This window comes from Erwinia amylovora (assembly GCF_017161565.1).
GTDB classification, from domain to species: domain Bacteria; phylum Pseudomonadota; class Gammaproteobacteria; order Enterobacterales; family Enterobacteriaceae; genus Erwinia; species Erwinia amylovora.
Genome location: NZ_CP066796.1, coordinates 3,154,605 through 3,175,428, shown reverse-complemented (window position 1 = coordinate 3,175,428; position 20,824 = coordinate 3,154,605). Strand labels below are relative to the sequence as shown.

23 protein-coding genes and 2 pseudogenes are annotated in these 20,824 nt (G+C 52.7%); 23 read left to right on the top strand and 2 right to left on the bottom strand.

Annotated features, from left to right (window positions below; genetic code table 11):
* The first annotated feature begins 3 nt into the window (after positions 1–3).
* The 9 genes from pqqF to JGC47_RS14470 all read left to right on the top strand — a co-directional run bounded on the left by pqqF (position 4) and on the right by JGC47_RS14470 (position 8,671).
* The gene (pqqF, locus tag JGC47_RS14510) at positions 4–2,394 is read left to right on the top strand and encodes a pyrroloquinoline quinone biosynthesis protein PqqF (RefSeq protein WP_004163300.1); all 2,391 of its coding nucleotides are present in this window, start codon (positions 4–6) and stop codon (positions 2,392–2,394) included.
* A 308-nt stretch (positions 2,395–2,702) separates the two neighbouring features.
* On the top strand, positions 2,703–2,936 hold the full coding sequence (locus JGC47_RS14505; RefSeq protein ID WP_004159993.1) for a hypothetical protein: 234 nt from the start codon (positions 2,703–2,705) through the stop codon (positions 2,934–2,936).
* 752 nt (positions 2,937–3,688) lie between these two features.
* On the top strand, positions 3,689–4,237 hold the full coding sequence (gene srlA / locus JGC47_RS14500) for a PTS glucitol/sorbitol transporter subunit IIC (RefSeq protein WP_004159991.1): 549 nt from the start codon (positions 3,689–3,691) through the stop codon (positions 4,235–4,237).
* Between the two features lie 15 nt (positions 4,238–4,252).
* Entirely contained in the window at positions 4,253–5,254 is a 1,002-nt protein-coding gene (gene srlE / locus JGC47_RS14495) for a PTS glucitol/sorbitol transporter subunit IIB (RefSeq protein ID WP_004159990.1), read from the top strand.
* 14 nt (positions 5,255–5,268) lie between these two features.
* Positions 5,269–5,637, top strand: coding sequence for a glucitol/sorbitol-specific PTS transporter subunit IIA (locus JGC47_RS14490; RefSeq protein WP_004159989.1), 369 nt, complete (start codon positions 5,269–5,271; stop codon positions 5,635–5,637).
* 14 nt (positions 5,638–5,651) lie between these two features.
* Positions 5,652–6,431, top strand: a complete 780-nt coding sequence (srlD, locus tag JGC47_RS14485; protein WP_004159988.1) for a sorbitol-6-phosphate dehydrogenase — start codon at positions 5,652–5,654, stop codon at positions 6,429–6,431.
* A 47-nt stretch (positions 6,432–6,478) separates the two neighbouring features.
* Entirely contained in the window at positions 6,479–6,841 is a 363-nt protein-coding gene (gene gutM, locus JGC47_RS14480; protein ID WP_004159987.1) for a transcriptional regulator GutM, read from the top strand.
* 92 nt (positions 6,842–6,933) lie between these two features.
* Positions 6,934–7,701, top strand: a complete 768-nt coding sequence (gene srlR, locus JGC47_RS14475) for a glucitol operon DNA-binding transcriptional repressor SrlR (RefSeq protein WP_004159986.1) — start codon at positions 6,934–6,936, stop codon at positions 7,699–7,701.
* Between the two features lie 4 nt (positions 7,702–7,705).
* Entirely contained in the window at positions 7,706–8,671 is a 966-nt protein-coding gene (locus JGC47_RS14470; RefSeq protein ID WP_004159985.1) for a KpsF/GutQ family sugar-phosphate isomerase, read from the top strand.
* 75 nt (positions 8,672–8,746) lie between these two features.
* Here JGC47_RS14470 and JGC47_RS14465 read toward each other — a convergent pair whose 3' ends face one another.
* Positions 8,747–9,361 carry a phage repressor protein CI gene (locus tag JGC47_RS14465; protein WP_004159984.1) on the bottom strand — a complete coding sequence of 205 codons (615 nt, stop codon included), beginning with the start codon at positions 9,359–9,361 and terminating at the stop codon, positions 8,747–8,749.
* Between the two features lie 1,111 nt (positions 9,362–10,472).
* On the opposite strand from JGC47_RS14465, the pseudogene JGC47_RS14460 reads away from it, so the two are divergent.
* From JGC47_RS14460 to JGC47_RS17815, 4 genes and pseudogenes are all read left to right on the top strand, one after another.
* A pseudogene (locus JGC47_RS14460) lies at positions 10,473–10,663 on the top strand (hypothetical protein).
* A 791-nt stretch (positions 10,664–11,454) separates the two neighbouring features.
* Positions 11,455–11,622: a hypothetical protein gene (locus JGC47_RS14455; protein WP_004159978.1), complete on the top strand. Its 168-nt coding sequence runs from the start codon at positions 11,455–11,457 to the stop codon at positions 11,620–11,622.
* A 1-nt stretch (position 11,623) separates the two neighbouring features.
* Positions 11,624–11,890, top strand: a pseudogene (lysC, locus tag JGC47_RS17690) (Rz1-like lysis system protein LysC).
* On the top strand, positions 11,868–11,999 hold the full coding sequence (locus JGC47_RS17815) for a hypothetical protein (protein WP_004159976.1): 132 nt from the start codon (positions 11,868–11,870) through the stop codon (positions 11,997–11,999). Before lysC ends, JGC47_RS17815 begins: the two are co-directional and overlap by 23 nt.
* Before the next feature lie 457 nt (positions 12,000–12,456).
* On the opposite strand, the gene JGC47_RS14450 is transcribed toward JGC47_RS17815, so the two are convergent.
* Positions 12,457–12,981: a phospholipase D family nuclease gene (locus JGC47_RS14450; protein ID WP_004159973.1), complete on the bottom strand. Its 525-nt coding sequence runs from the start codon at positions 12,979–12,981 to the stop codon at positions 12,457–12,459.
* 1,901 nt (positions 12,982–14,882) lie between these two features.
* Between JGC47_RS14450 and JGC47_RS14445 the strand changes: the two genes are divergently transcribed.
* From JGC47_RS14445 to JGC47_RS14400, 10 genes are all read left to right on the top strand, one after another.
* Positions 14,883–15,098 (top strand): ogr/Delta-like zinc finger family protein, encoded by a 216-nt coding sequence (locus JGC47_RS14445; protein WP_004159970.1) that lies wholly within the window; start codon positions 14,883–14,885, stop codon positions 15,096–15,098.
* A gap of 356 nt (positions 15,099–15,454) precedes the next feature.
* A complete protein-coding gene (locus JGC47_RS14440; RefSeq protein WP_004159969.1) occupies positions 15,455–15,721 on the top strand; it encodes a hypothetical protein in 267 nt (88 codons plus the stop codon).
* Positions 15,700–17,607 carry a phospholipase effector Tle1 domain-containing protein gene (locus tag JGC47_RS14435; RefSeq protein ID WP_004159968.1) on the top strand — a complete coding sequence of 636 codons (1,908 nt, stop codon included), beginning with the start codon at positions 15,700–15,702 and terminating at the stop codon, positions 17,605–17,607. The genes JGC47_RS14440 and JGC47_RS14435 overlap by 22 nt, the downstream gene beginning before the upstream one ends.
* Positions 17,598–18,260: a DUF2931 family protein gene (locus JGC47_RS14430; protein WP_004159967.1), complete on the top strand. Its 663-nt coding sequence runs from the start codon at positions 17,598–17,600 to the stop codon at positions 18,258–18,260. The genes JGC47_RS14435 and JGC47_RS14430 overlap by 10 nt, the downstream gene beginning before the upstream one ends.
* A gap of 23 nt (positions 18,261–18,283) precedes the next feature.
* A complete protein-coding gene (locus JGC47_RS14425; protein WP_004159966.1) occupies positions 18,284–18,460 on the top strand; it encodes a hypothetical protein in 177 nt (58 codons plus the stop codon).
* Entirely contained in the window at positions 18,451–19,113 is a 663-nt protein-coding gene (locus JGC47_RS14420; protein WP_013035836.1) for a DUF2931 family protein, read from the top strand. The genes JGC47_RS14425 and JGC47_RS14420 overlap by 10 nt, the downstream gene beginning before the upstream one ends.
* Before the next feature lie 23 nt (positions 19,114–19,136).
* Complete coding sequence (locus tag JGC47_RS14415) at positions 19,137–19,313, top strand: hypothetical protein (RefSeq protein ID WP_004163088.1); 177 nt, start codon at positions 19,137–19,139, stop codon at positions 19,311–19,313.
* Positions 19,304–19,963, top strand: a complete 660-nt coding sequence (locus tag JGC47_RS14410; RefSeq protein ID WP_013035837.1) for a DUF2931 family protein — start codon at positions 19,304–19,306, stop codon at positions 19,961–19,963. Before JGC47_RS14415 ends, JGC47_RS14410 begins: the two co-directional genes overlap by 10 nt.
* Before the next feature lie 23 nt (positions 19,964–19,986).
* Entirely contained in the window at positions 19,987–20,163 is a 177-nt protein-coding gene (locus JGC47_RS14405; RefSeq protein ID WP_004159958.1) for a hypothetical protein, read from the top strand.
* Positions 20,154–20,813, top strand: a complete 660-nt coding sequence (locus JGC47_RS14400; protein ID WP_004159956.1) for a DUF2931 family protein — start codon at positions 20,154–20,156, stop codon at positions 20,811–20,813. The genes JGC47_RS14405 and JGC47_RS14400 overlap by 10 nt, the downstream gene beginning before the upstream one ends.
* Positions 20,814–20,824: the final 11 nt, after the last annotated feature.

Genomic DNA, 20,824 nt, shown 5'->3' with positions numbered 1-20,824 from the left:
CGGATGCAGCCACAGCGACGACGGCTCGACAACGGTTTGCGCGTGGTGTTGATTAGCGATGCGCAGGCAGTACAGGCTGCAGCGCTTTTCCAGGTGGATACCGGTAGCCATTATGAACCGGACAGCTGGCCGGGGCTGGCTCATCTGTTGGAACATTTGCTGTTTGCCGGCAGTTGCGCTTATGCGGATGACGAGCGGCTGATGGCCTGGTTACCGGCCAGGGGAGGGCGGCTGAATGCCACCACCCAGGGCAGCAGCACGGCCTTTTTTTTCGAGTGCGATGCCGGGCTGCTGGCTCCGGGGCTGGCTCGTTTGAGCGATATGCTGCTGGCTCCGCTGTTGGCAGAAAATGCCATCCGCCAGGAAGTGGCTACCATTGACGCCGAGTGCCGCCTGCTGGCCGGGCAGCAGGATACGTTGTGCAATGCCGCGCAGAGCATGGCATTTGCCGCACATCCGTGGCAGCGTTTTCATATCGGTAACGCCGCGAGTTTTACCGGGGACTGGCCGGCACTGCGGCTGGCGTTACAGCAGTTTCATCAACGCTATTATCACGCGGCGAATATCACGCTGTGGTTGCAGGGACCGCAGTCGCCCGAAGCGTTATGGCAGCTGGCCCGACAGTACGGCAGTGCGTTTTCTGCTGTTGGTGTGCCACCGCCAGCGCTTCCGTTACTGCATTATTCATCGCAGCCTGATATGGCTTTGCAACTGGCGGGATCGCCGCGTTTGCGTCTCTCTTTCCTGCTGGACAGGCCGCGCAGTAACGAGCTGACTTTGCTGCGCCAGCTCTTACTGGATGAGGCCGCAGGTGGCCTGATGGCAACGCTGCGTGCGCACCATCTCTGCGATGGCGCGCGGCTGCTGGTGCCTTATCACAGCGCGATGCAAACACTGGTCAGCGTTGAACTGGCGCTGATTGATGAGCAGCAGGCCGCAGAGGTGGAAGGTTGGGTGCATCACTGGCTGCAACGACTGACGGCACTGACGGCGCGGCAGCGCCAGCACTATATGCGGCTCGCTGACTTTCAGTTTGCCAGGCTTTCGCCGATGGATCAGTTACGCGAACACGCCGTTGGTTTTGCTCCGCCGCAAGTACAGCAAGACGACTGGCCAGGGTTCTGTGCGCGGCTGTCAGTAGCGCGTTTAGCCCGCTTGTGGATCGGCGCGCAGTCGCTGGCGCAGCAGTGCAGCGTTCAGGGCTTCAGGCTGCGCTGCGCTGCGCAAACGCGTGCGCCGGTAACCGCGTTAATCCCCGCTGAAGCGCTGACTTTTTTCTGCGAAAGCCAGCCTGACGCTCAGGCAGCATTACCCGCCGGGCAGGTCGCGCTGAACCATCAGCGGGCGGGTAAGGGCCGTGCGGCGCTGTTGCTAAGCCCGCTGGATGAACTTCATGCGCCCTGGGGAGTCATCCTGCAATCGCGCCTGAGAGCGCTGGCAGCCGACTGTGCCCATAAGGGCGGCGATCTGAGCGTCAGCTGCCAGCAGGGTCATTGGCTGATCCAGCTGTGCGGCAGCCCGGCGTTAATGGTGCGCACGCTGGCAACGCTGATCCGCCAGCTGTGTGAGATATCCCCTGTGATGATCGCGCTGGGCGAGCGGCAATACCAACGCCAGCAGCAGGCGCAGCGTGAGGGGATTGCGGTACGCGCCCTGATCGATGCACTGCCCGCGCTGTTGCGTTCATCGGTTTACCAACCGGCAGGGCGGCGGCTGCCGCGCCTGGCGTGGCAGGCGGTCCTCGATGGCGGGGACGATGCGCTCCGCCAGTCGTTGTCGCAGCTGCTTAGCGCATTTCCCGGCACCATCAATCCGCCGGGCCGGATGCAGCCAGAGCCGTTAGCACCGCAGCCTGAATATCAGGTGGCGACCATCAGCCACGATGCGACCTTGTTACGCTTCTGCCCGCTGGTGGAAAACAGCACACAGTGCCTGGCGGCCTGGCAGCTGCTGGCGCTGATCTATCAACCTGCATTTTTCCAACGTCTGCGCGTGGAGCAGAATATTGGTTATGTGGTCAGCTGCCGTTTTTACCAGGCGGCGGGGCGGTCGGGGCTGCTGTTTGCCCTGCAATCTCCCCATCTGAGCACCGGCGAGCTTTCGGCGCATATCGACCGTTTCTTGCCAGGAATGGACGATGAACTGGCCGCTCTCAGCATGGAAACAGTGCGTGAAAAGGGGGCGGCATTGCTGGCGCAACAAAGGCTGGCAGCGTCTGATTTCCAGCAGGAGTGCCGGCAGCGCTGGCTGGCTGCGCAACAGTCGGTACCTCAGCCCGATGAGTACGTTATCCAGGGGCTGACCCCGGAACGCCTGTCAGACTACCATCAGCGCCTGCTCTCCGACCGCCATAACGCCTGGACGCTGGTTGGCATCCCTGCAAATCGCTTCTGAAAGGCGTTTACACATTTCGCTTCTGTCCCCGCTATTGACTAGGGTGACCTTCCCCTGGCGCCCATTTCCTCAGGATGACGATCGGATTTTTACCCGGCTGCGCAAACTCTCTGAATGTAAAGGGATCGTAAAACTGCTTCGGGAGATAATAATTTTATATGCCGTGAAAAAGAGTTTTTGTAGCATATCAAACGGAATAAATTGAGATTATGCGCTAAGAATAAAGCTTCTGACTGTTATCATTCCTGCTTTGAACCATTTCGTTATGAGATTTGTCTTAATGATGCTTATGGTTATGGGGATGGAAAATGAAAATTAGTATAAGAACGACGTGGATAGCCGTCTTCATCTTTTGTGTATTACTTTTGGCGTTGATCTTTGTCTCTTTGATCCGGGTAGCGAACGATATAAAGAAGGCGTTGCAACAGCCTGTTCAAGACGATCCCAACAAGCTGGCCGAACAATTAAAAAAGCTTAAGCTCAATGAGAAGCAAAAAAAGTTTATTGAATCCTTAATCAAAAATGATGAAAAGAAACAGTAGATTACGAATTTTGACAGGCTCAATTCTGACCCAAAAAGCGTTGCGGAGGGTGCTACCTGTTAGTTAAGGGCGGCGTGCTTCAGACACAGAAAGGAGTTTTGCAGGATGATCATGACGGGATCCCTCCGGGTTCCGCTGTTGACTGGATCGTACGGGAAATAATTTTGTCAGCAGCTGAACGTTATTTACCGACGTTAAGGACGGAATAACTGCCGTTTATGACGGTGATGTTCGTCATATTTACCCTCTGGGGTATTTGCCCCTGTGTTATCAGCTTGCTCTTGTTCAGACCAGTGTTTAACCCGACCGGGCCGGGGTTTAAAGGGGCTCCGGTGGCAAACAGGGACCGGAGTGCATAAGGTATCCGCCAGCAGCCTGCACCAGACTTTCAGCTTTTCCTTTAAAACATTTCATTTCACGTTATGCCTGCAGCATATTTAAGCAGCCGGCACAGCCCCGCTGCTGCACTTTCCTTCTGTACTATTTTTCTGCTTTACCTTGCTGATAAAAATCATATTTTACCGTTCATTTTAGTCACCTCTTCGGCTCAGACGCAGCCTGAACTATGCTCATGCATGCTATTGTAAAGGCATTAGTATGTGAAATGAAAGGTAATATCTTTCATTTCTTCTTTCAGATTAAAAGTTTTTATACTCATTTTGTGACTTTGGTAGCTTTATTTACTTCATTTTCGATCTAATTTGTTCCTGCCTTAAGAGAAAACGACAGTTCTTTACGCCAGGAGATCAACAATGATTGAAGCTATCACACATGGGGCCGAATGGTTTATCGGTCTTTTCCAGAAAGGAGGCGAGGTTTTTGTCGGGATGGTGACCGGCATACTCCCTCTCCTTATTAGTCTGTTAGTTATCATGAACGCGCTGATTGTATTTGTCGGTCAGCGCCGCATTGAAAAGCTGGCCCAGAAATGTGCCGGTAACCCTGTTACTCGCTATCTGGTGCTGCCATTTATCGGCACCTTTGTGTTTTGCAATCCCATGACCCACAGCCTGGGCAAGTTTCTGCCGGAGAAATACAAGCCAAGCTATTACGCTGCGGCCTCGTACAGCTGTCATTCAATGAATGGCCTGTTTCCGCATATCAATCCGGGGGAGCTGTTTGTCTATCTTGGCATCGCTAACGGTCTCACTACGCTTGGGGTACCGCTCGGACCTCTTGCCGTGAGCTACCTGCTGGTGGGACTTATCACTAACTTTTTCCGTGGCTGGGTGACCGATCTGACGACCTCTGTTTTTGAGAAAAAGATGGGCATCAAACTTGATAAATCAGTGCATCTATAAGAACCGGAGCAGGAAATGGCCAATACAATTGAGATACGTAAAGGGGAAAGTGGTTGGGGCGGCCCTCTCTCTATTAACGTCACTGCGGGAAAAAAAATCGTTTATATCACTGCCGGCACCAAACCAGCGATTGTTGACCACCTGGTAGCGCTTACCGGTTGGGAGGCGGTAGACGGATTCAAACAGGGCGAGCCGCCGGCTGAAGAGATTGGCGTAGCCGTTATTGACTGTGGCGGGACTCTGCGATGCGGGCTTTACCCTAAGCGACGTATTCCAACTATTAACATCCATGCCACCGGGAAATCAGGCCCGCTGGCGCAATTCATCACCGAAGATATCTATGTGTCAGGCGTCAGGGTGGCCGATATACGTGTCGCCAATGACGCAGAGGCTGCGCCGCCAGAAGTCGCAGTGGCGGACGTTGCCGTCAATGCCGGCAAAGGCACGGGGCGTGATTACGACACCAGTAAAAAGATCACCGAGCAAAGCGATGGCCTGCTGGCCAAAGTCGGGATGGGAATGGGCTCCGCCGTCGCCATTTTGTTCCAGTCAGGACGCGAAACCATCGATACCGTGCTGAAAACCATATTGCCTTTTATGGCATTCGTTTCAGCTTTAATCGGCATCATCATGGCTTCCGGACTCGGTGACTTTATCGCACACGGTTTGACGCCGCTGGCAAACAGCCCGGTAGGATTAGTCACGCTGGCGCTGATTTGTTCTTTCCCGCTGCTGTCACCGTTTCTGGGGCCGGGCGCGGTTATTGCTCAGGTTATTGGCGTGCTGGTTGGGGTGCAGATAGGCCAGGGCACGATACCTCCACATCTGGCGCTGCCTGCCTTATTCGCGATTAACGCCCAGGCGGCATGTGACTTTATTCCGGTCGGGTTGTCGCTGGCTAATGCGCGCCAGGAGACCGTACGTGTTGGCGTACCTGCCGTGCTGGTCGGACGTTTCATTACCGGGGCGCCCACCGTTCTTCTGGCCTGGGCGGCATCCAGCTTTATCTACCATTAACTGGGGAAGAGATTATGACGATTGTGTATGAATCTACTTTTGTTGCTGTCGGTACATCGGCCTGCGAATCATTGGCAGATGACTTTCTCATCACCTTTGGTGAAGGCGCACCAGAAGATATCGCTGAATATTGCTTTATCCACCGTAACGACATTAATCAAGGTGGCTTATTAGGCGCTGGCTCGATGTTGACCATTGGCGAACAGCATTATCCGGTGACCGCAGTCGGCGAGGTTGCAAGGGAAAACTTGCGCGACCTGGGTCATATCACCGTTCGTTTTGATGGGGCAAATCACGCCGAGTTTCCCGGTTCGGTTCACGTAACCGGACAGCCCCCGTTGGTGATTGAACCCGGCCAAAAATTTCGTGTTGTCAGTGAATAATCAGGAGAGATGAGATGGAACAGGTTGCTGTAGTCATCGGTGGTGGTCAGACGTTAGGCGCTTTTCTCTGTGAGGGACTGGCGCAGGCTGGCTATCACGTTGCGGTGGCGGACCTTAATGAAAGTAATGCAAACCGGCTGGCAGATACCATTAACAGCCGTTACGGTGCGGGCCGGGCATACGGCTTTAAGGTGGATGCCACCGATGAAGCCAGCGTGGAGGCCCTGGCGCGTGCAGTAGACGAGACCTTTGGTCGTGCAGACCTGCTGGTTTACAGTGCTGGCGTGGCGAAAGCTGCCCCTATTACCCAGTTCAGGTTGACGGATTTTGACCTGTCGCTGCAGGTTAATCTGGTGGGCTATTTCCTCTGTTCGCGTGAGTTTTCTAAGTTGATGATCAGGGACGGTATCAAGGGGCGGATCATTCAGATCAATTCTAAATCCGGCAAGGTTGGCAGCAAGCATAACTCTGGCTACAGCGCGGCTAAATTTGGTGGTGTGGGCCTGACGCAGTCGCTGGCGCTGGATCTGGCTGAATATGGTATTACCGTACATTCTCTGATGTTGGGTAATCTGCTTAAGTCGCCGATGTTCCAGTCTCTGTTACCACAATATGCGGAAAAACTGGGCATCACGCCTGAAGAGGTTGAACCCTATTACGTCGACAAGGTGCCGCTTAAACGGGGATGTGATTACCAGGATGTACTCAATGTCCTGCTGTTTTACGCGAGTGACAAGGCGGCCTATTGCACAGGCCAGTCGATTAATGTCACCGGTGGGCAGGTGATGTTTTAATGGCAGCTGGCAGCTCAGGCTGCCAGGGCTTTATTCAGAGGTGAAATATGGATGCAACGAATACGCTGATATTGCTGGCCGTGACGGCCTGGGTAGGTCAAATCTTACTGGGATGGTTTCAGATCCAGAACTTCAACCGCGCGCTGGCGGCGCTGGGCCAGACTGGCCAGGTGGTGATTGGACGCTCTGGCGGGCGCTTTAAACCTCGGGTGGTTTTAGCGCTAAGCCTGGATGAGGAGCAGCGCGTGACGGACAATTTTGTGATGAAGGGCGTAACGATTTTTGCACGCCCGGCGAATGAGCCAAAGTTGAATGGCTTGTGCTTAAATGAGATCCAGCCCCAAATATTGTTCCCTAAAAGCGCAGCAACTCAACAAGCGCTTGCTCTGGCCATTTCACATAAAGGATAATTACTTTCGTTTTGAAAGATAATTCCTTTTGCATCACGCGTTGAGGCGGTTGGGATGGGGGGAATACTTTAGCCACCGAAAAGGATATCCCGATGAAACCGATACAACGTCAGGCGCAGATCCTCGAATTTTTGCAGCGCAACGGGCGCACCACGGTAGATCAACTGATCGTGCGCTTCAATACCACCGGAACGACGATCCGTAAGGATCTGACCCATCTTCAACAGGAAGGGGCGGTGATTCGCACTTATGGCGGAGTGATGCTTAATCGTGAGGAGGGAGACCAGCCGCTTGACAGAAAAACGCTGATCAATACGGAAAAAAAGAAGCATATTGCCCGTCGGGCCGCCGAACTGATTAACGAAGGCGACTCACTGATTTTTGACGCTGGCAGCACGGTGCTGCAAATGGTGCCCTATCTGGCCCGCTTCAACAATATCACCGTGATGACCAACAGTCTGACCATCGTTAATCAGCTGGTGGAACACGATAGCGATCGGGTCGTCCTGATGCCCGGGGGCACTTATCGCAGAAATTCAGCCTCTTTTCATGGCAGCGTGGCGGAGTCGGCATTCAGCCATTTCAACTTCGATACCCTGTTTATTGGCGCTGATGGCGTGGATCTGACCGCTGGCGTCACGACGTTTAATGAAGTTTTTTCCGTCAGCCAGGCCATGTGCCGCGCCGCCAAAAAAATTGTTCTGCTGGTCGATTCTTCCAAGTTTGGACGTAAAAGCCCGAATGTGGTGTGCAGCCTGGATGCTGTTGACGTGCTGATTACCGACAACGCGATTTCACCCGATATCGTTAAACAGCTGTCAGGGATGAATATCAGCGTCATCACTGCAGGAGAGGACTGAAACTATGCGCGAGAAATTATTGCAGGCCGCACGGGAAACCATTGCGACGGAACTGAGCGGCGCGATGAACCTGGCTGCGAGGCTGGACGATCATTTTGTGCAGGCGTGTGAAATGATGCGGGCATGCAGGGGAAAAGCGATCGTCAGTGGGATTGGCAAATCCGGGCATATCGGCAAAAAAATCGCCGCGACGTTGGCCAGTACCGGCACCCCGGCTTTTTATGTCCACCCTGCTGAAGCGCTGCACGGCGATCTGGGCATGATTGCCGCCGGGGACGTGGTCATACTTATCTCTTACTCTGGTTTTGCCGCCGAATTTATTCGCATGGTTCCCATGCTCAAGCGCTTACCGGTGGGCATTATTGCTTTTACCGGCAAACCCACCTCGCCTTTGGCAATGGCCGCCGACCAGGTTATCAACATCCATACCGATCGCGAAGCCTGTCCGTTAGGGCTTGCTCCAACCTCATCTGCGGTAAATACCTTGATCATGGGTGATGCGCTGGCTATTGCCTTAATGCGCAGTCGCAACTTCAGCGAGCATGATTATGCCCGTACGCACCCCGGCGGCAGCCTGGGCACCCGCCTGCTGTGCTGCGTGGGGGATATTATGCGCAAAGGGGAGAAACTACCGCGCATCACGCGTGATGTCACCGTCGGTGACGCTCTGGCCGAACTGACCCGTACCGGGCTGGGTTTAGTGGCGGTGACCGACGATGCAGGCGTACTGATCGGGGTATTTACCGACGGCGATCTGCGGCGCTGGCTGCACAAGGGCGAGAATATCCAGGCCGGTATTTCGCGTGTGATGACGGTTGGCAGTAAAACCCTGAACGCCGGTCAGCTGGCGACCGAAGCGCTGGCCATGTTCCATGAGCAGAAAATTTCCGCCGCCCCGGTGGTTGATGAGCAAGGACGGGTAACCGGGGCCATCAATTTGCACGATATTCATGATGCGGGGATTTTCTAAGAGGCAAATTTTGCGCTGCCGGCAAGGCCCGTTTTACGGCCATTTCCATCCCATCCGCAGCGCTACTCAGCATCCTCACCCCGTAAATTCTGTTTTTCCTATTACTTTGCCATGTACCGCAATTTCTGTGGCATAGCATTCAAAGGATGCGGGGCCATTCTCAACGCGTATTCTGTCGCCCGGCAGACGGTAAACATTTTTGATGCTTTTAAAGCCGTCGATTTCAATCAGCCAGCGCCCGTCATTGATCTCGCCGCTAAGTTCATCCACCAGGTAAATCGACTGTTCAAACTTAACCAGCACCAGTGATGCGCTTTGATCGGGGATCAGGCGGGCATCATAGTTCACCCAATCTGAAGAGTTGTAAGCCCCATTTGTGATTTCATGGCACCGCAACGTTATTGCGGATGAGGTGCCGGCAGAGGAAAACGGTTGCCCTTCGCCGGTGGTAAGCCACAGCAGCGATGCGCCGGTATCAAGATGGCAGGCAATCAGCCAGTCGTGGGGAAAGTTATCGCGCATCCAGCGGTTGGCCATGGTGCTTTGTGACACGCCAAGATGATCGCACAACGCCTGTCGGGTGGTTAATCCATAAGCCTGCAGAATACGGGTTATGGCTTCCTTTCCGCCACTTTGAGATGAGAAGTTAAACCTTGTCATCTGTTTCGGGTCTTTATTGGGGGCTGGCATATTGTAATTGAGATCCTGCTATGACTGTCGTGATGTTGCGAGCGCGACGGATGGATTTGAATGGTGAATTATACAACACAAAATGGTGATTCATGCATCATGAAACAACAAATTTTATGGTGTCCGGGCATTAATCTTGTGGTATCTGAACCTCAGGTTACCCAGAATGCGTTTGTTAGCGTAGCGGCGACAAGCTGCCCTTAGCCCGCCGGGCGCACGGCGAAGGGCGTAAGCTCATGGTAAACGAGGCCGCAGTGAACGGCCTGCTTGAAGTGAACAAGCCCGCGATGGAGACTGAAGCGGTCCGGGCCAGCCAGGTTGCCACGGTGGGTTGAACATTGCGGATGGGGTGGGATGTTCGCCGGATCTTATCTACGCATGGGGTGAAGCGGCGGTCAAAACAGGGGAATGAAGGCGGATGCAAGGGGATATCCGTTATAAAATGTGTTGATTTGGCCGTCTGTCTGCAGGGCTGCCAGGGTATTACCCCTGCTTCAGTCATGGTCATTTCCTCTTTTCAAAATCCTTTCTGAGGGTAAACGGTATCTGGCCTCTCCCGGGTAGCAGGCAAAAGGGCGAGAGCTGCACATCGAGGCACGGCCAAATTTTGGAAATTAACCCTATGATTTATATGCATAAACAGCATCCTGAGCGCATCAGAAACGACAGTAAAATGACAATAATTATCATTTACTATGTAGTGATTGATAAAAAGTGCAGAGACGTATTTGCGTAATATGAGTAAAAAAGAGCTGCGTGAGCACAGTGGAGGCTGAAACAGGTAACACCCAGACGCGGCAGAGGCACAGGCAGGAAAACGCCGGTAATCTGTAGCAGCTAATTAAGTCACCATCGGGATCGACAGTAATCAGAAAACGCGCTTTAACCGTCAGGTGACGGGATACGCATTTCTGGCGTGCTCTGCAGCAACGTCAATATGATGAATAGGGTCGGGTTGATAACGCATAAGAGTTATGCGAGCCACTTATCATTGATATTAATTGCACACATCTGATGAGACAGCCAAAAAACATTTTACATTTTAAAATGGCTTCTATACTGTTTATAAAAACAGTTGTAATAATGTACAGTAGTTCTATCAGGAGGGAACATGCAGGACTATCTTTTGGAGTCAGTAAAGCTACAGCGCATTGATTTTTTTATCAAACTTGTTGCTGCGAGTGAATGCGATGAAGAGGAAAAAAGCTCGCTATTCAGTGGGTTTCTGAACTCACAAATGAGTTAATGGCAAAAATACGAAGTCATCAATCCACTCAGTCGACAAGCCATCCCGACCCATGAGGCCGTGCGGTAAAAGTAAGACGTGTTTAACATAGGCCACGCAGCCCTTAATGCTCGTTAAAGAAAAAGGCATGTTGTTTTCGCCAGGATAGTGTTCTGCCCTCTCTGATGCCGCCAGTCCAGCTTAAAAGTCATGGAGTTCAACACCAGATCAGGAAGGAAGACTCATAAGCCGAACCTTGCAGGCAATAAAAAGGGTTTTGCCTGCAAGGTTGGACAACAAATATTGTGCCATACCAGCTGACGATGTGTAATCACCACGCAGATAACTTGCCTGCCCCCGTTGTAACCACGGCTTTAGCTGGCCCAATGCCACAACCGCGCAGATAAGCAGCCCACGCGATATTTGCTTCCCGGCTCATTTTAACTCTGCTCATTATTTATCCCCTTTTCCCGTCACACAGGTCATTGTCAATTGAACCTCATATCGTCCTTTTCATTTTCATCCCTTCAGCCTGAACGTCGATATTTGCCCTTTTCACCTTTCGCCTTTGGCGCACCAGTGACAGCTTGCGACCGTACCTGGCCATTTGCGCCAGCGGTGCGCTGGCAGTTCGGCGTCATGCGTCAAGCCCGGCGCAGAAGGAGCGCCGCATCACACAGATGTACTGAATCAATGAAAATCTGTGCCCATCGAACGAAGACGGGAATCGCCCTCTGCTGGCGTGCTTACGGGCCAATCCGGGATGGTAACGCACAGGCATTACGGCCAAACCGGGCCTGTCAGCAGCTGCCGCGCTGGGTTGTGTTAAAGGCGTGTCAAAGCCGGGGCTAAAAAAGCGCCGTGCAACATGATTCAAGAACAGGCGGGAATGCTGAAAAGCCAGCCACAGGCGCTGAACAAACTGAACGACCAGCTTATCGGCCAGGCAAAGCTAACCGTCGGCAGCAGATGCGGCTTTATACGGCGGCGGAACATACTACCGCGCTATTGCGCCAGCGCCGGATTGAGGGCTTAAGGTGGAAACACAGATTTACGCCGCCGGGACGACACTTCTTTGCCTGCAGATATCATCCGGCTGCGCAGCAGACCGGCGCTCGCCGGAGGTGCATCTTACCCTAAGTGGCTGTCCCTAAGTGACGTCGAGCCGGCTGGAGAGGTCAGTCACGCTTGGTAATGGCGATTTTAACGCCACGCCCGATGAAACAGAGGGGGCCTGTGCTGACAAAGTCGACACCATAAATAACGGGCAGAAGCAAGGAGATGAACAGGCAGCAAACTTTTAACAGCGCACTGACCTCAATCGGCGATAACGCCGTCAGGCGTTTGCCTGAGCCATTAGGAAATGAACGTCTGGCTGGCGGCAAGCAGGGACGGTTCGCTGCCGCAGGATGAGCGCTGCCCCCGTCCAACGCGCAGCAAACCCGGCGTTCAGGCCGGGGGCGCGGAGACGGTTTGTTGAGGGATAAGCGGGCAGTTTTTGTGAAATGATCGTCTCGTCGTCCGCTGGCAATGTAAACAGTCAATAACGAGAAGAGGGAACGGGCATGCTTCTGGTAGCAGTCCACCCTGTTTCTCCGTGCCCGTTCTTTTTGCTCCGCTTACCTGTCGCCATCATCAGCGGCAGCGTGAGCATTGTCGTCAACCTGATAAAGAAACGGATTTGCATATTGAGATCTGAATTGCGTTCTGGCGCAAGTGAAGGATTTGCAAGCGCATTGCGAAGGTGAAATACCCTTGTGGCAGGCGATCAAATCATCCAAATGAGCTTATCAATCCTTGAGGAGGTTCTGATGAACTCCCTGATGATTTGCCAGGCTTTGGCGGTGGTCGCACCTGAGGGGGGCCGTTTTCAATAGAGGCTGTCGAACCCCTGTGACTCGCCCCACAGGCGATTAAACTCCTGCAGGTAGGTGGCCGCCAGCGTTGGCGCATTCAGCACCAGAAGCACGTTTTCAGCGTTGCGCTTCGCGGCGTTGGAAGTGTAGTTGAATGAGCCAGTTTGTACCGTATTGCTGTCAACGACCATAAATTTATTGTGCATGAAGATGTATTGCGCATTCAGACGTACCGGCACGTCCTGATTAGTCAGGAAGGTAACGGCGGTGTACTTATCGTTATTGGCTTTTGCATCGGCTACCACGCGTACAGATACCCCGCGGTTTTGGGCGGCGATGAGTGCGGCAGCAATCGGGTGGCTGGTGAAGCTGTAAGCTGCCATATCAATGCTTTGTTCTGCACCATTAATGGTGTTCAAAACGATCTGCAACGCGCTCTGGCCCGCAGAGGGAGAAAAACCGACGGAAATTTCAGGCGCGTCTGTGGCGTTCGCCAGGGCGGACATGATAGCCAGCACAAAAAATATTAATTTACGCATAGTTGTTAACTCCAGATTATTTCAGCTTATCGAGGAGGGAATTAAGCGGATTAGGGGTCTTTTTATTAACGCATACCGCTTTATTATTGAGTCAGAATTAAAGAGATAACCAGGCAACATATTACTGACGCTGCCGGAGTGATGATTTTTCATCAGCCACCCGCAGCGCCACCGGGTAGTGCTTGTCTCTGCCAGCCGCACGCATGTTCAATGATGTAGGGAATCTCAACAGCGGGGCAGTAGTGGCACTGGCTCAGGCCTGCCAACAGGACTGACATTCGGGGGGACATAATCTGTCCGGTGTTTATTGCGTGAACCAGCAGCGGGTCATGGATTCAGATAGAACCAATAATCTGTCAAGCTGCCTTTATGATCTGAACCTCTCATGCTTCAGGCGGTAGAGGTATTTTCTGCCTCCCTTTATGCGTTCATTAAGCTCATCGTGCTTGACGTAGCTGCCGCTTTTCAGGATGGTGAATTATTTTTATGGCTATTCCATTTCTCAGAAGATTTATTGCTCATCATATTAACATCAACAGATGGTTTGATCTTATGGGATTTTGCGAAGCAGTCCCCATTTTCTGAAAAAGGTTTTTTCTGCATGCAAGGACTGCGGAAAAGGTTATTCCACAGTTAAGGTAAATTATCAGTGATTATTCACTGGCTACAATTCAGCAAATGGCCTGACGGAGTCAGTCGCAGAATTCATGTCGTTATTACAGGTAAGGGTAAATTGTTGTGCTATTGTCCACTGTTGCTGCCCAGTACTTCAGATTGTTGTATCGGCAAGATGAGAGTTTATAATGCCGAACTGAAGGGTTAATAATTACATCACTATCTTTTCTTTCTTATAAGCAAACGGCTTGGTGTTAAATGCAATTTAATTTGTTGAGTTACAGCGGCTGTTAGTCATGACGGGATGGTAAGTGATTGCCTTGCCAGAGTGATCATTCACAAGGAAGCGAAAATATTAATTTTCTGTGAAACCCGCTATGTCAGTCAATCCCTGATGCTAGCCAATAAAGTATTTTTGAAGGTTAGGGAATATCCTGACTTTTCTGGCGCCAAACAGGAAGTAATTATGTGGTTTATAAATGTCAGATCTTCACTGCGCATTGCCTGACGGCGGCGTTAAAGCGGTCGCGATGTGGGCGACTTTTTTGATAAGGTTAATATGTGAACGGGTATATTGACGGAAAGGGCAATTAACAGAGTCGGAGGCATGTCTGACCGTGACAGGGCGACGCTCCTTGAGCGCCCGGACTGTTAACCGGGGAGCGCCCAGACTGTTAACCTGGGAATAGGGGTAAACAGAAAACCAGATAGCTTCAGCACGGCCAACCTGCATCCTGAACGCTGCGATTTACGCAGCACCCTACTTAACTTTGCGAAATGCACACTGTTGATGTTGATCATTCCAGATAACGGCGGTCAGCACGACGATGCTGTTGCTCATTCAGCTATGCAGCGCTTCCGTAAATTCATTAAAGGAGAGTCATTTTATTTCGGTGGGATATTCAAAGTTTAGTCCGTTTTCTCGGTGATCAGGGGGTAGCGGTGACTTTTCTCATCGCAGCTGCCGGGCTCTTCGCGCCAAGCCGGGAAAGCGACCCCAGCGCAATGGCAGCATATCCGACACGGGGTTGCATCGTTCCAGCTACCGCTGGCAGCAGGGCGAGTCGTACGCGGTACGGAAATGCAGGTAAGAGTCAGCGGCTTAAAGCGCCTGTTGATGAAGAAGCGGGAGTCACAGCGAACTGACCCATGCTCCGGCACAGAATGAATTTTTTGCGACACAATTCTCTTTCTGTGATTTCATCTCCACATGGAATTAATACTTCACAAAATGGAATTATCGTATAGTATTACTGTTCCATTTGGCGCGATAAGGGTACAAATTTATGATGAATTGTCCGTTGTGCGGTCGGTCGGCCCACACCAGAAGCAGTTTCCAGGTTTCAGCTGAAACGAAAGAGCGCTACAACCAATGCACCAATATCGAATGTGGACACACATTCGTGACGCATGAAACCTTTGTGCGGACGGTCAGCCGGCCGGCAAAAATCAGCTCAGCACCGCCACATAAGACAGGAGTGCCGGAAAAACGCCTATCGTAGCCCGGTCTTGACTGCTCCAAAATGCAGGCATCTGTTCCCGTTGAGGCCGCATCAGCGGCCTTTTATTCAGCTCAATCCGAGTGGAAGCCTTCCCGACTGAAGTCTAACTGGCCGGAAACCGTGAATAAGCGGTCCTGGCCGATCTGGTGAGATGCATTCCAGCAAAATCTCTGTTTAATCAGAAGATAAATCAGTTTTGCAGATTGAGCATTTAACGGGATGAGATTGCGGATGGTAAGAAACAAACGGATGACAAATCTTTCCATCAACCTCAGAAAAAAAATAAAACGATGCACTATAAAAATCCGCAGAGATGAAAGCTATTGGTGCTTAATCGAATGCTGTTGAAAATATAATTGCTGTGGTTATTTGGCTTAGGTATTTATGATGGACTCACTGCTTATATAAAAGGAGAGGGAATTAGCATGGAAAAGCGGTACGCGAAGGATATTACCAGTCATTTAATCGCCCAGATAAAAGCGCCGTACTCTGCGGAAGAAATAGCTCCCGGCAACGACGACAGGCATGCCCTGTTTGAGGAGCACATGCGGGAAATGGCCCCTGGTATCCTGACCGATGATTTAAGGGTTCCCGTTCAGGCATGTCCTCAGGCGGTGGCGTAATGGCCACCGGATATTGGATAGTCAAAGGGGATAAAACCAGCTGTGGCGGCACCGTTCTGAACGGTCGTCCCGAAAAAAAACTGGGAAAAAATAACAGCTTTACCGCCGTGAACGGCAGCCCGGTTTCATGCGGGAAACATCCGGGCACCTACAGCGTGGGTGGGGGGCATCCCGGCGATATCATTCATGGCAGCTACGCTGCCAGCACGTTGTACAGCCGTTCGACCTGTCCGTGTAAGGCTTTTTTTATCCCGTCTCAAACCTTTATGTCACATGGTCTTTATCAGGCACCACAACGGGCAGCAGCTGTTGCTGCGGACATATCCGAGCCAAAACAGCTCGCGCAAGCGGCCTGCAAGAACGCGCCTTCAGATACTGGTGATGACGAAAAAACGCCAAAGAAAAAGCGGGAGATCACGCTGACTATCGGGGTGTTTTTCGACGGCACCGGCAACAATGCCAATAACTGCGGCGACCGTCAGGCTGCCTGTACCGCCGATAATTTTGGCATGAGCGACGCGGAGTCAGCGTCTGCGTTAAGCCAATGCATCTTGCTAAACCGCGGATTAAGCGGCACCGCCGCCGCAAGTTATCTCGGCTATTACACCAACGTGCACTGGCTTCGCACGTTGTATAACCAGAAACTTATCCCAGATACGGGATATGGCCAGTACACTATTTATATCGAGGGGATCGGCACGGAAAGCGGAGAAGGCGACAGCACCTACGGGATGGGCACCGGCCGGGGTAACACCGGCGTGGTAAGAAAAACCGATAAGGCGGTCGCGGCACTGGCTGCTGGAATTCAGGACTATTTAGTCAACCATCCCGAAGCTGGCTCCTGCATCATCAAGGAATTGCAGTTTGATATTTTCGGGTTCAGCCGCGGGGCGGCGGCGGCGCGGCATTTTGCCAATCGGGTTTTCGGTCAGGACAGCGCCATTATTGCGGCCATCAAGACCGGGCTGGATGGCGTTGAGTTCGCTGGCACCCCCGGCGGTAAGACCCGTTTTCTGGGGATATTTGATACGGTAGCGGCCATCGGCAGCCCGGCGAACGGTTTCAACCCGCACAGCGCCGATACTGGCGAGGTGAACATCGTGCTGCGTCCGGGCGTGGCGGAAAAGGTATTCCACCTTACCGCGCAGCACGAATGCCGGTTTAACTTCGCGCTGAACAGCGTGAAACCGGCGTGGCCGGAGCTGGCCCTGCCCGGTGCGCACTCCGACATTGGCGGCGGCTACAATCCCGATGAGCATGAAGCCTGTTTTTTGACCCGCCCGCAGTTTGAAACCGTACCTCTTTCCACGCCCGATACGGCTACGCGGATTTATCAGCAGACGGGTGAGCAACTCAGGGTGATGGAAACCTGTCCGGCGATAGCCCCGCTGTTGCAGTCGGTGGCGATTCATATCGATACCTGGCACGACGAGCGGATGCCCGCCGACCGCTACGGTATGCTACAAAAACGCAGCGGTGCGGCAGCGGTTATCGACCGTCCGACGCGCAATGACTGGTCAAAGGTGGCACTGCGGGTGATGCTCGATGCGGCACAGGATGCGGGAGTAGTATTCAATCCGATCTTACCTAAAGACGACAATCTGTCACTGCGGCCAGAACTCAATAGCCTGTGTGAAAAAGCGATCGTGATGGGACGCGGCGTCCGCCGCGGTCAACCGGCCAGCGGGTTTACCACCCCGGAAATCGAGATGCTGGCGGTACAATACCTTCACTGCCCGGCCAACTGGAACGGCGTGGTCAGAGACGGCCATGGAATGATCGCCGGGGCGGTAAAGCCGGCGAAGATGGTGACGTTTACCAACCGGCCGGACGAACGCTGGCAGCGGACGGTTTACGATATGGAAGGGAATAAAATATGGAAATAACCCGTCTGGCCGGGCTTCTTCCGGTACTGATGCTGACGGCCTGTCAGGGTGCGGACCAGCCCGGCATCGTGGCGCAAAACGGCGTACCAACCAAGTGGACTTTTAATTTTTTCACGCCTCAGGCGCTGCCTGCGCTGGTGACGTTCGCCGTTGTTCAGGATGCCGGGGGTAAAGTTTATGAGTTTACAACTCTTGACAGCACGAAGGCACTGTACGGTGTTATCGGCGGGTGGGACGATCTCTCACGGACACTCAACGGCTACTGGAATCACGTTGAGCGTCCCCCCAGGCATATTATTTTTTGCTGGGACTCGGTGATGGATAAAAAGGTGTATGAAACCCACCTGACTATCCCGCAACCCGTACTGGAAAAAATGCTCAGACCCGGCGTGTACAAGGGTGATCCGGGTCACACCGGGTACCATAACGCCGTGCAAATTGGTCTGGCTCCGGAAGGAAAGGTGGCCGTCTGGTTGAGCGGGGTCAGCCGGGGAGAGCCCAATTACCGCGTAACGCCGTCAGTGCTGTATACGCTATCCGGCGATAAATTATCTATTTGCAAAGGGATAACACGTTTTTCCACTGGTTATGAATTTGGAGAAAACACAAAGGATTTTATTAAAGGGAAGGTCTATCCGTATGGCAACTGGTAGCCTCGACTGTTCCGGAAATCGAGATGCTGGCGGCACAATACCTTCACTGCCCGGCCAACTGGAACGGCGTGGTCAGAGACGGCCATGGAATGATCGCCGGGGCGGTAAAGCCGGCGAAGATGGTGACGTTTACCAACCGGCCCGACGAACGCTGGCAGCGGACGGTTTACGATATGGAAGGGTGTAAAATATGGAAATAACCCGTCTGGCCGGGCTTCTTCCGGTACTGATGCTGACGGCCTGTCAGGGTGCGGACCAGCCCGGCACCGTGGCGCAAAACGGCGTACCAACCAAGTGGACTTTTAATTTTTTCACGCCTCAGGCGCTGCCTGCGCTGGTGACGTTTGCCGTTGTTCAGGATGCCGGGGGTAAAGTTTATGAGTTTACAACTCTTGACAGCACGAAGGCACTGTACGGTGTTATCGGCGGGTGGGACGATCTCTCACGGACACTCAACGGCTACTGGAATCACGTTGAGCGTCCCCCCAGGCATATTATTTTTTGCTGGGACTCGGTGATGGATAAAAAGGTGTATGAAACCCACCTGACTATCCCACAACCCGTACTGGAAAAAATGCTCAGACCCGGCGTGTACAAGGGTGATCCGGGTCACACCGGGTACCATAACGCCGTGCAAATTGGTCTGGCTCCGGAAGGAAAGGTGGCCGTCTGGTTAAGCGGGGTCAGCCGGGGAGAGCCCAATTACCGCGTAACGCCGTCAGTGCTGTATACGTTATCCGGCGATAAATTATTTATTTGCAAAGGGATAACTAAGAGCGATTTTTCTTATGGATATGACAAAGACACAAAGGATTTTATTAAAGGGAAGGTCTATCCGTATGGCAACTGGTAGCCTCGACTGTTCCGGAAATCGAGATGCTGGCGGCACAATACCTTCACTGCCCGGCCAACGGGAACGGCATGGCCAAAGACGGCCATGGAATGATCGCCGGGGCGGTAAAGCCGGCGAAGATGGTGACGTTTACCAACCGGCCGGACGAACGCTGGCAGCGGACGGTTTACGATATGGAAGGGAATAAAATATGGAAATAACCCGTCTGGCCGGGCTTCTTCCGGTACTGATGCTGACGGCCTGTCAGGGTGCGGACCAGCCCGGCACCGTGGCGCAAAACGGCGTACCAACCAAGTGGACTTTTAATTTTTTCACGCCTCAGGCGCTGCCTGCGCTGGTGACGTTCGCCGTTGTTCAGGATGCCGGGGGTAAAGTTTATGAGTTTACTACGCTGAACAGCACGCCCGATCTGCCCAGAGTTATCGGTGAGTGGAATGACAAGGATCGCGCACCCGGAGGGTACTGGAATCACGTTGAGCGTCCTCCCAGGCATATTATTTTTTGCTGGGACTCGGTGATGGATAAAAAGGTGTATGAAACCCACCTGACTATCCCGCAACCCATACTGGAAAAAATGCTCAGGCCGAGCATAAACAAGGATTATCAGGGAAAGACTGCATATTACAACCGGGTGCAAATTGGTCTGGCTCCGGAAGGAAAGGTGGCCGTCTGGCTACAGGGCATAGGGCTTGAGCCCAATTACCGTGTAACGCCGTCAGTGCTTTATACGCTATCCGGCGATAAATTATCTATTTGCAAAGGGATAACACGTTTTTCCACTGGTTATGAATTTGGAGAAAACACAAAGGATTTTATTAAAGGGAAGGTCTATCCGTATGGCAACTGGTAGCCTCGACTGTTCCGGAAATCGAGATGCTGGCGGCACAATACCTTCACTGCCCGGCCAACTGGAACGGCGTGGTCAGAGACGGCCATGGAATGATCGCCGGGGCGGTAAAGCCGGCGAAGATGGTGACGTTTACCAACCGGCCGGACGAACGCTGGCAGCGGACGGTTTACGATATGGAAGGGAATAAAATATGGAAATAACCCGTCTGGCCGGGCTTCTTCCGGTACTGATGCTGACGGCCTGTCAGGGTGCGGACCAGCCCGGCATCGTGGCGCAAAACGGCGTACCAACCAAGTGGACTTTTAATTTTTTCACGCCTCAGGCGCTGCCTGCGCTGGTGACGTTTGCCGTTGTTCAGGATGCCGGGGGTAAAGTTTATGAGTTTACTACGCTGAACAGCACGCCCGATCTGCCCAGAGTTATCGGTGAGTGGAATGACAAGGATCGCGCACCCGGAGGGTACTGGAATCACGTTGAGCGTCCTCCCAGGCATATTATTTTTTGCTGGGACTCGGTGATGGATAAAAAGGTGTATGAAACCCACCTGACTATCCCGCAACCCGTACTGGAAAAAATGCTCAGGCCGAGCATAAACAAGGATTATCAGGGAAAGACAGCATATTACAACCGGGTGCAAATTGGTCTGGCTCCGGAAGGAAAGGTGGCCGTCTGGCTACAGGGCATAGGGCTTGAGCCCAATTACCGCGTAACGCCGTCAGTGCTGTATACGTTATCCGGCGATAAATTATCTATTTGCAAAGGGATAACTAAGAGCGATTTTTCTTATGGATATGACAAAGACACAAAGGATTTTATTAAAGGGAAGGTCTATCCGTATGGCAACTGGTAGCCAGACTATTC

Coding starts and splice junctions, on each gene's coding strand:
- srlD (WP_004159988.1), top strand. CDS start 5,652: ATGGAACAGGTTGCTGTAGTCATCGGTGGTGGTCAGACGTTAGGCGCT.
- JGC47_RS17815 (WP_004159976.1), top strand. CDS start 11,868: ATGAACAGGCAGCAAACTTTTAACAGCGCACTGACCTCAATCGGCGAT.
- JGC47_RS14400 (WP_004159956.1), top strand. CDS start 20,154: ATGGAAATAACCCGTCTGGCCGGGCTTCTTCCGGTACTGATGCTGACG.
- JGC47_RS14425 (WP_004159966.1), top strand. CDS start 18,284: ATGCTGGCGGCACAATACCTTCACTGCCCGGCCAACTGGAACGGCGTG.
- JGC47_RS14450 (WP_004159973.1), bottom strand. CDS start 12,981: ATGCGTAAATTAATATTTTTTGTGCTGGCTATCATGTCCGCCCTGGCG.
- JGC47_RS14465 (WP_004159984.1), bottom strand. CDS start 9,361: ATGCCAGCCCCCAATAAAGACCCGAAACAGATGACAAGGTTTAACTTC.
- JGC47_RS14445 (WP_004159970.1), top strand. CDS start 14,883: ATGATGAATTGTCCGTTGTGCGGTCGGTCGGCCCACACCAGAAGCAGT.
- JGC47_RS14405 (WP_004159958.1), top strand. CDS start 19,987: ATGCTGGCGGCACAATACCTTCACTGCCCGGCCAACTGGAACGGCGTG.
- srlR (WP_004159986.1), top strand. CDS start 6,934: ATGAAACCGATACAACGTCAGGCGCAGATCCTCGAATTTTTGCAGCGC.
- JGC47_RS14470 (WP_004159985.1), top strand. CDS start 7,706: ATGCGCGAGAAATTATTGCAGGCCGCACGGGAAACCATTGCGACGGAA.
- pqqF (WP_004163300.1), top strand. CDS start 4: ATGCAGCCACAGCGACGACGGCTCGACAACGGTTTGCGCGTGGTGTTG.
- JGC47_RS14435 (WP_004159968.1), top strand. CDS start 15,700: ATGTCCTCAGGCGGTGGCGTAATGGCCACCGGATATTGGATAGTCAAA.
- JGC47_RS14415 (WP_004163088.1), top strand. CDS start 19,137: ATGCTGGCGGCACAATACCTTCACTGCCCGGCCAACGGGAACGGCATG.
- gutM (WP_004159987.1), top strand. CDS start 6,479: ATGGATGCAACGAATACGCTGATATTGCTGGCCGTGACGGCCTGGGTA.
- JGC47_RS14430 (WP_004159967.1), top strand. CDS start 17,598: ATGGAAATAACCCGTCTGGCCGGGCTTCTTCCGGTACTGATGCTGACG.
- srlE (WP_004159990.1), top strand. CDS start 4,253: ATGGCCAATACAATTGAGATACGTAAAGGGGAAAGTGGTTGGGGCGGC.
- JGC47_RS14505 (WP_004159993.1), top strand. CDS start 2,703: ATGAAAATTAGTATAAGAACGACGTGGATAGCCGTCTTCATCTTTTGT.
- srlA (WP_004159991.1), top strand. CDS start 3,689: ATGATTGAAGCTATCACACATGGGGCCGAATGGTTTATCGGTCTTTTC.
- JGC47_RS14455 (WP_004159978.1), top strand. CDS start 11,455: ATGATTCAAGAACAGGCGGGAATGCTGAAAAGCCAGCCACAGGCGCTG.
- JGC47_RS14410 (WP_013035837.1), top strand. CDS start 19,304: ATGGAAATAACCCGTCTGGCCGGGCTTCTTCCGGTACTGATGCTGACG.
- JGC47_RS14490 (WP_004159989.1), top strand. CDS start 5,269: ATGACGATTGTGTATGAATCTACTTTTGTTGCTGTCGGTACATCGGCC.
- JGC47_RS14420 (WP_013035836.1), top strand. CDS start 18,451: ATGGAAATAACCCGTCTGGCCGGGCTTCTTCCGGTACTGATGCTGACG.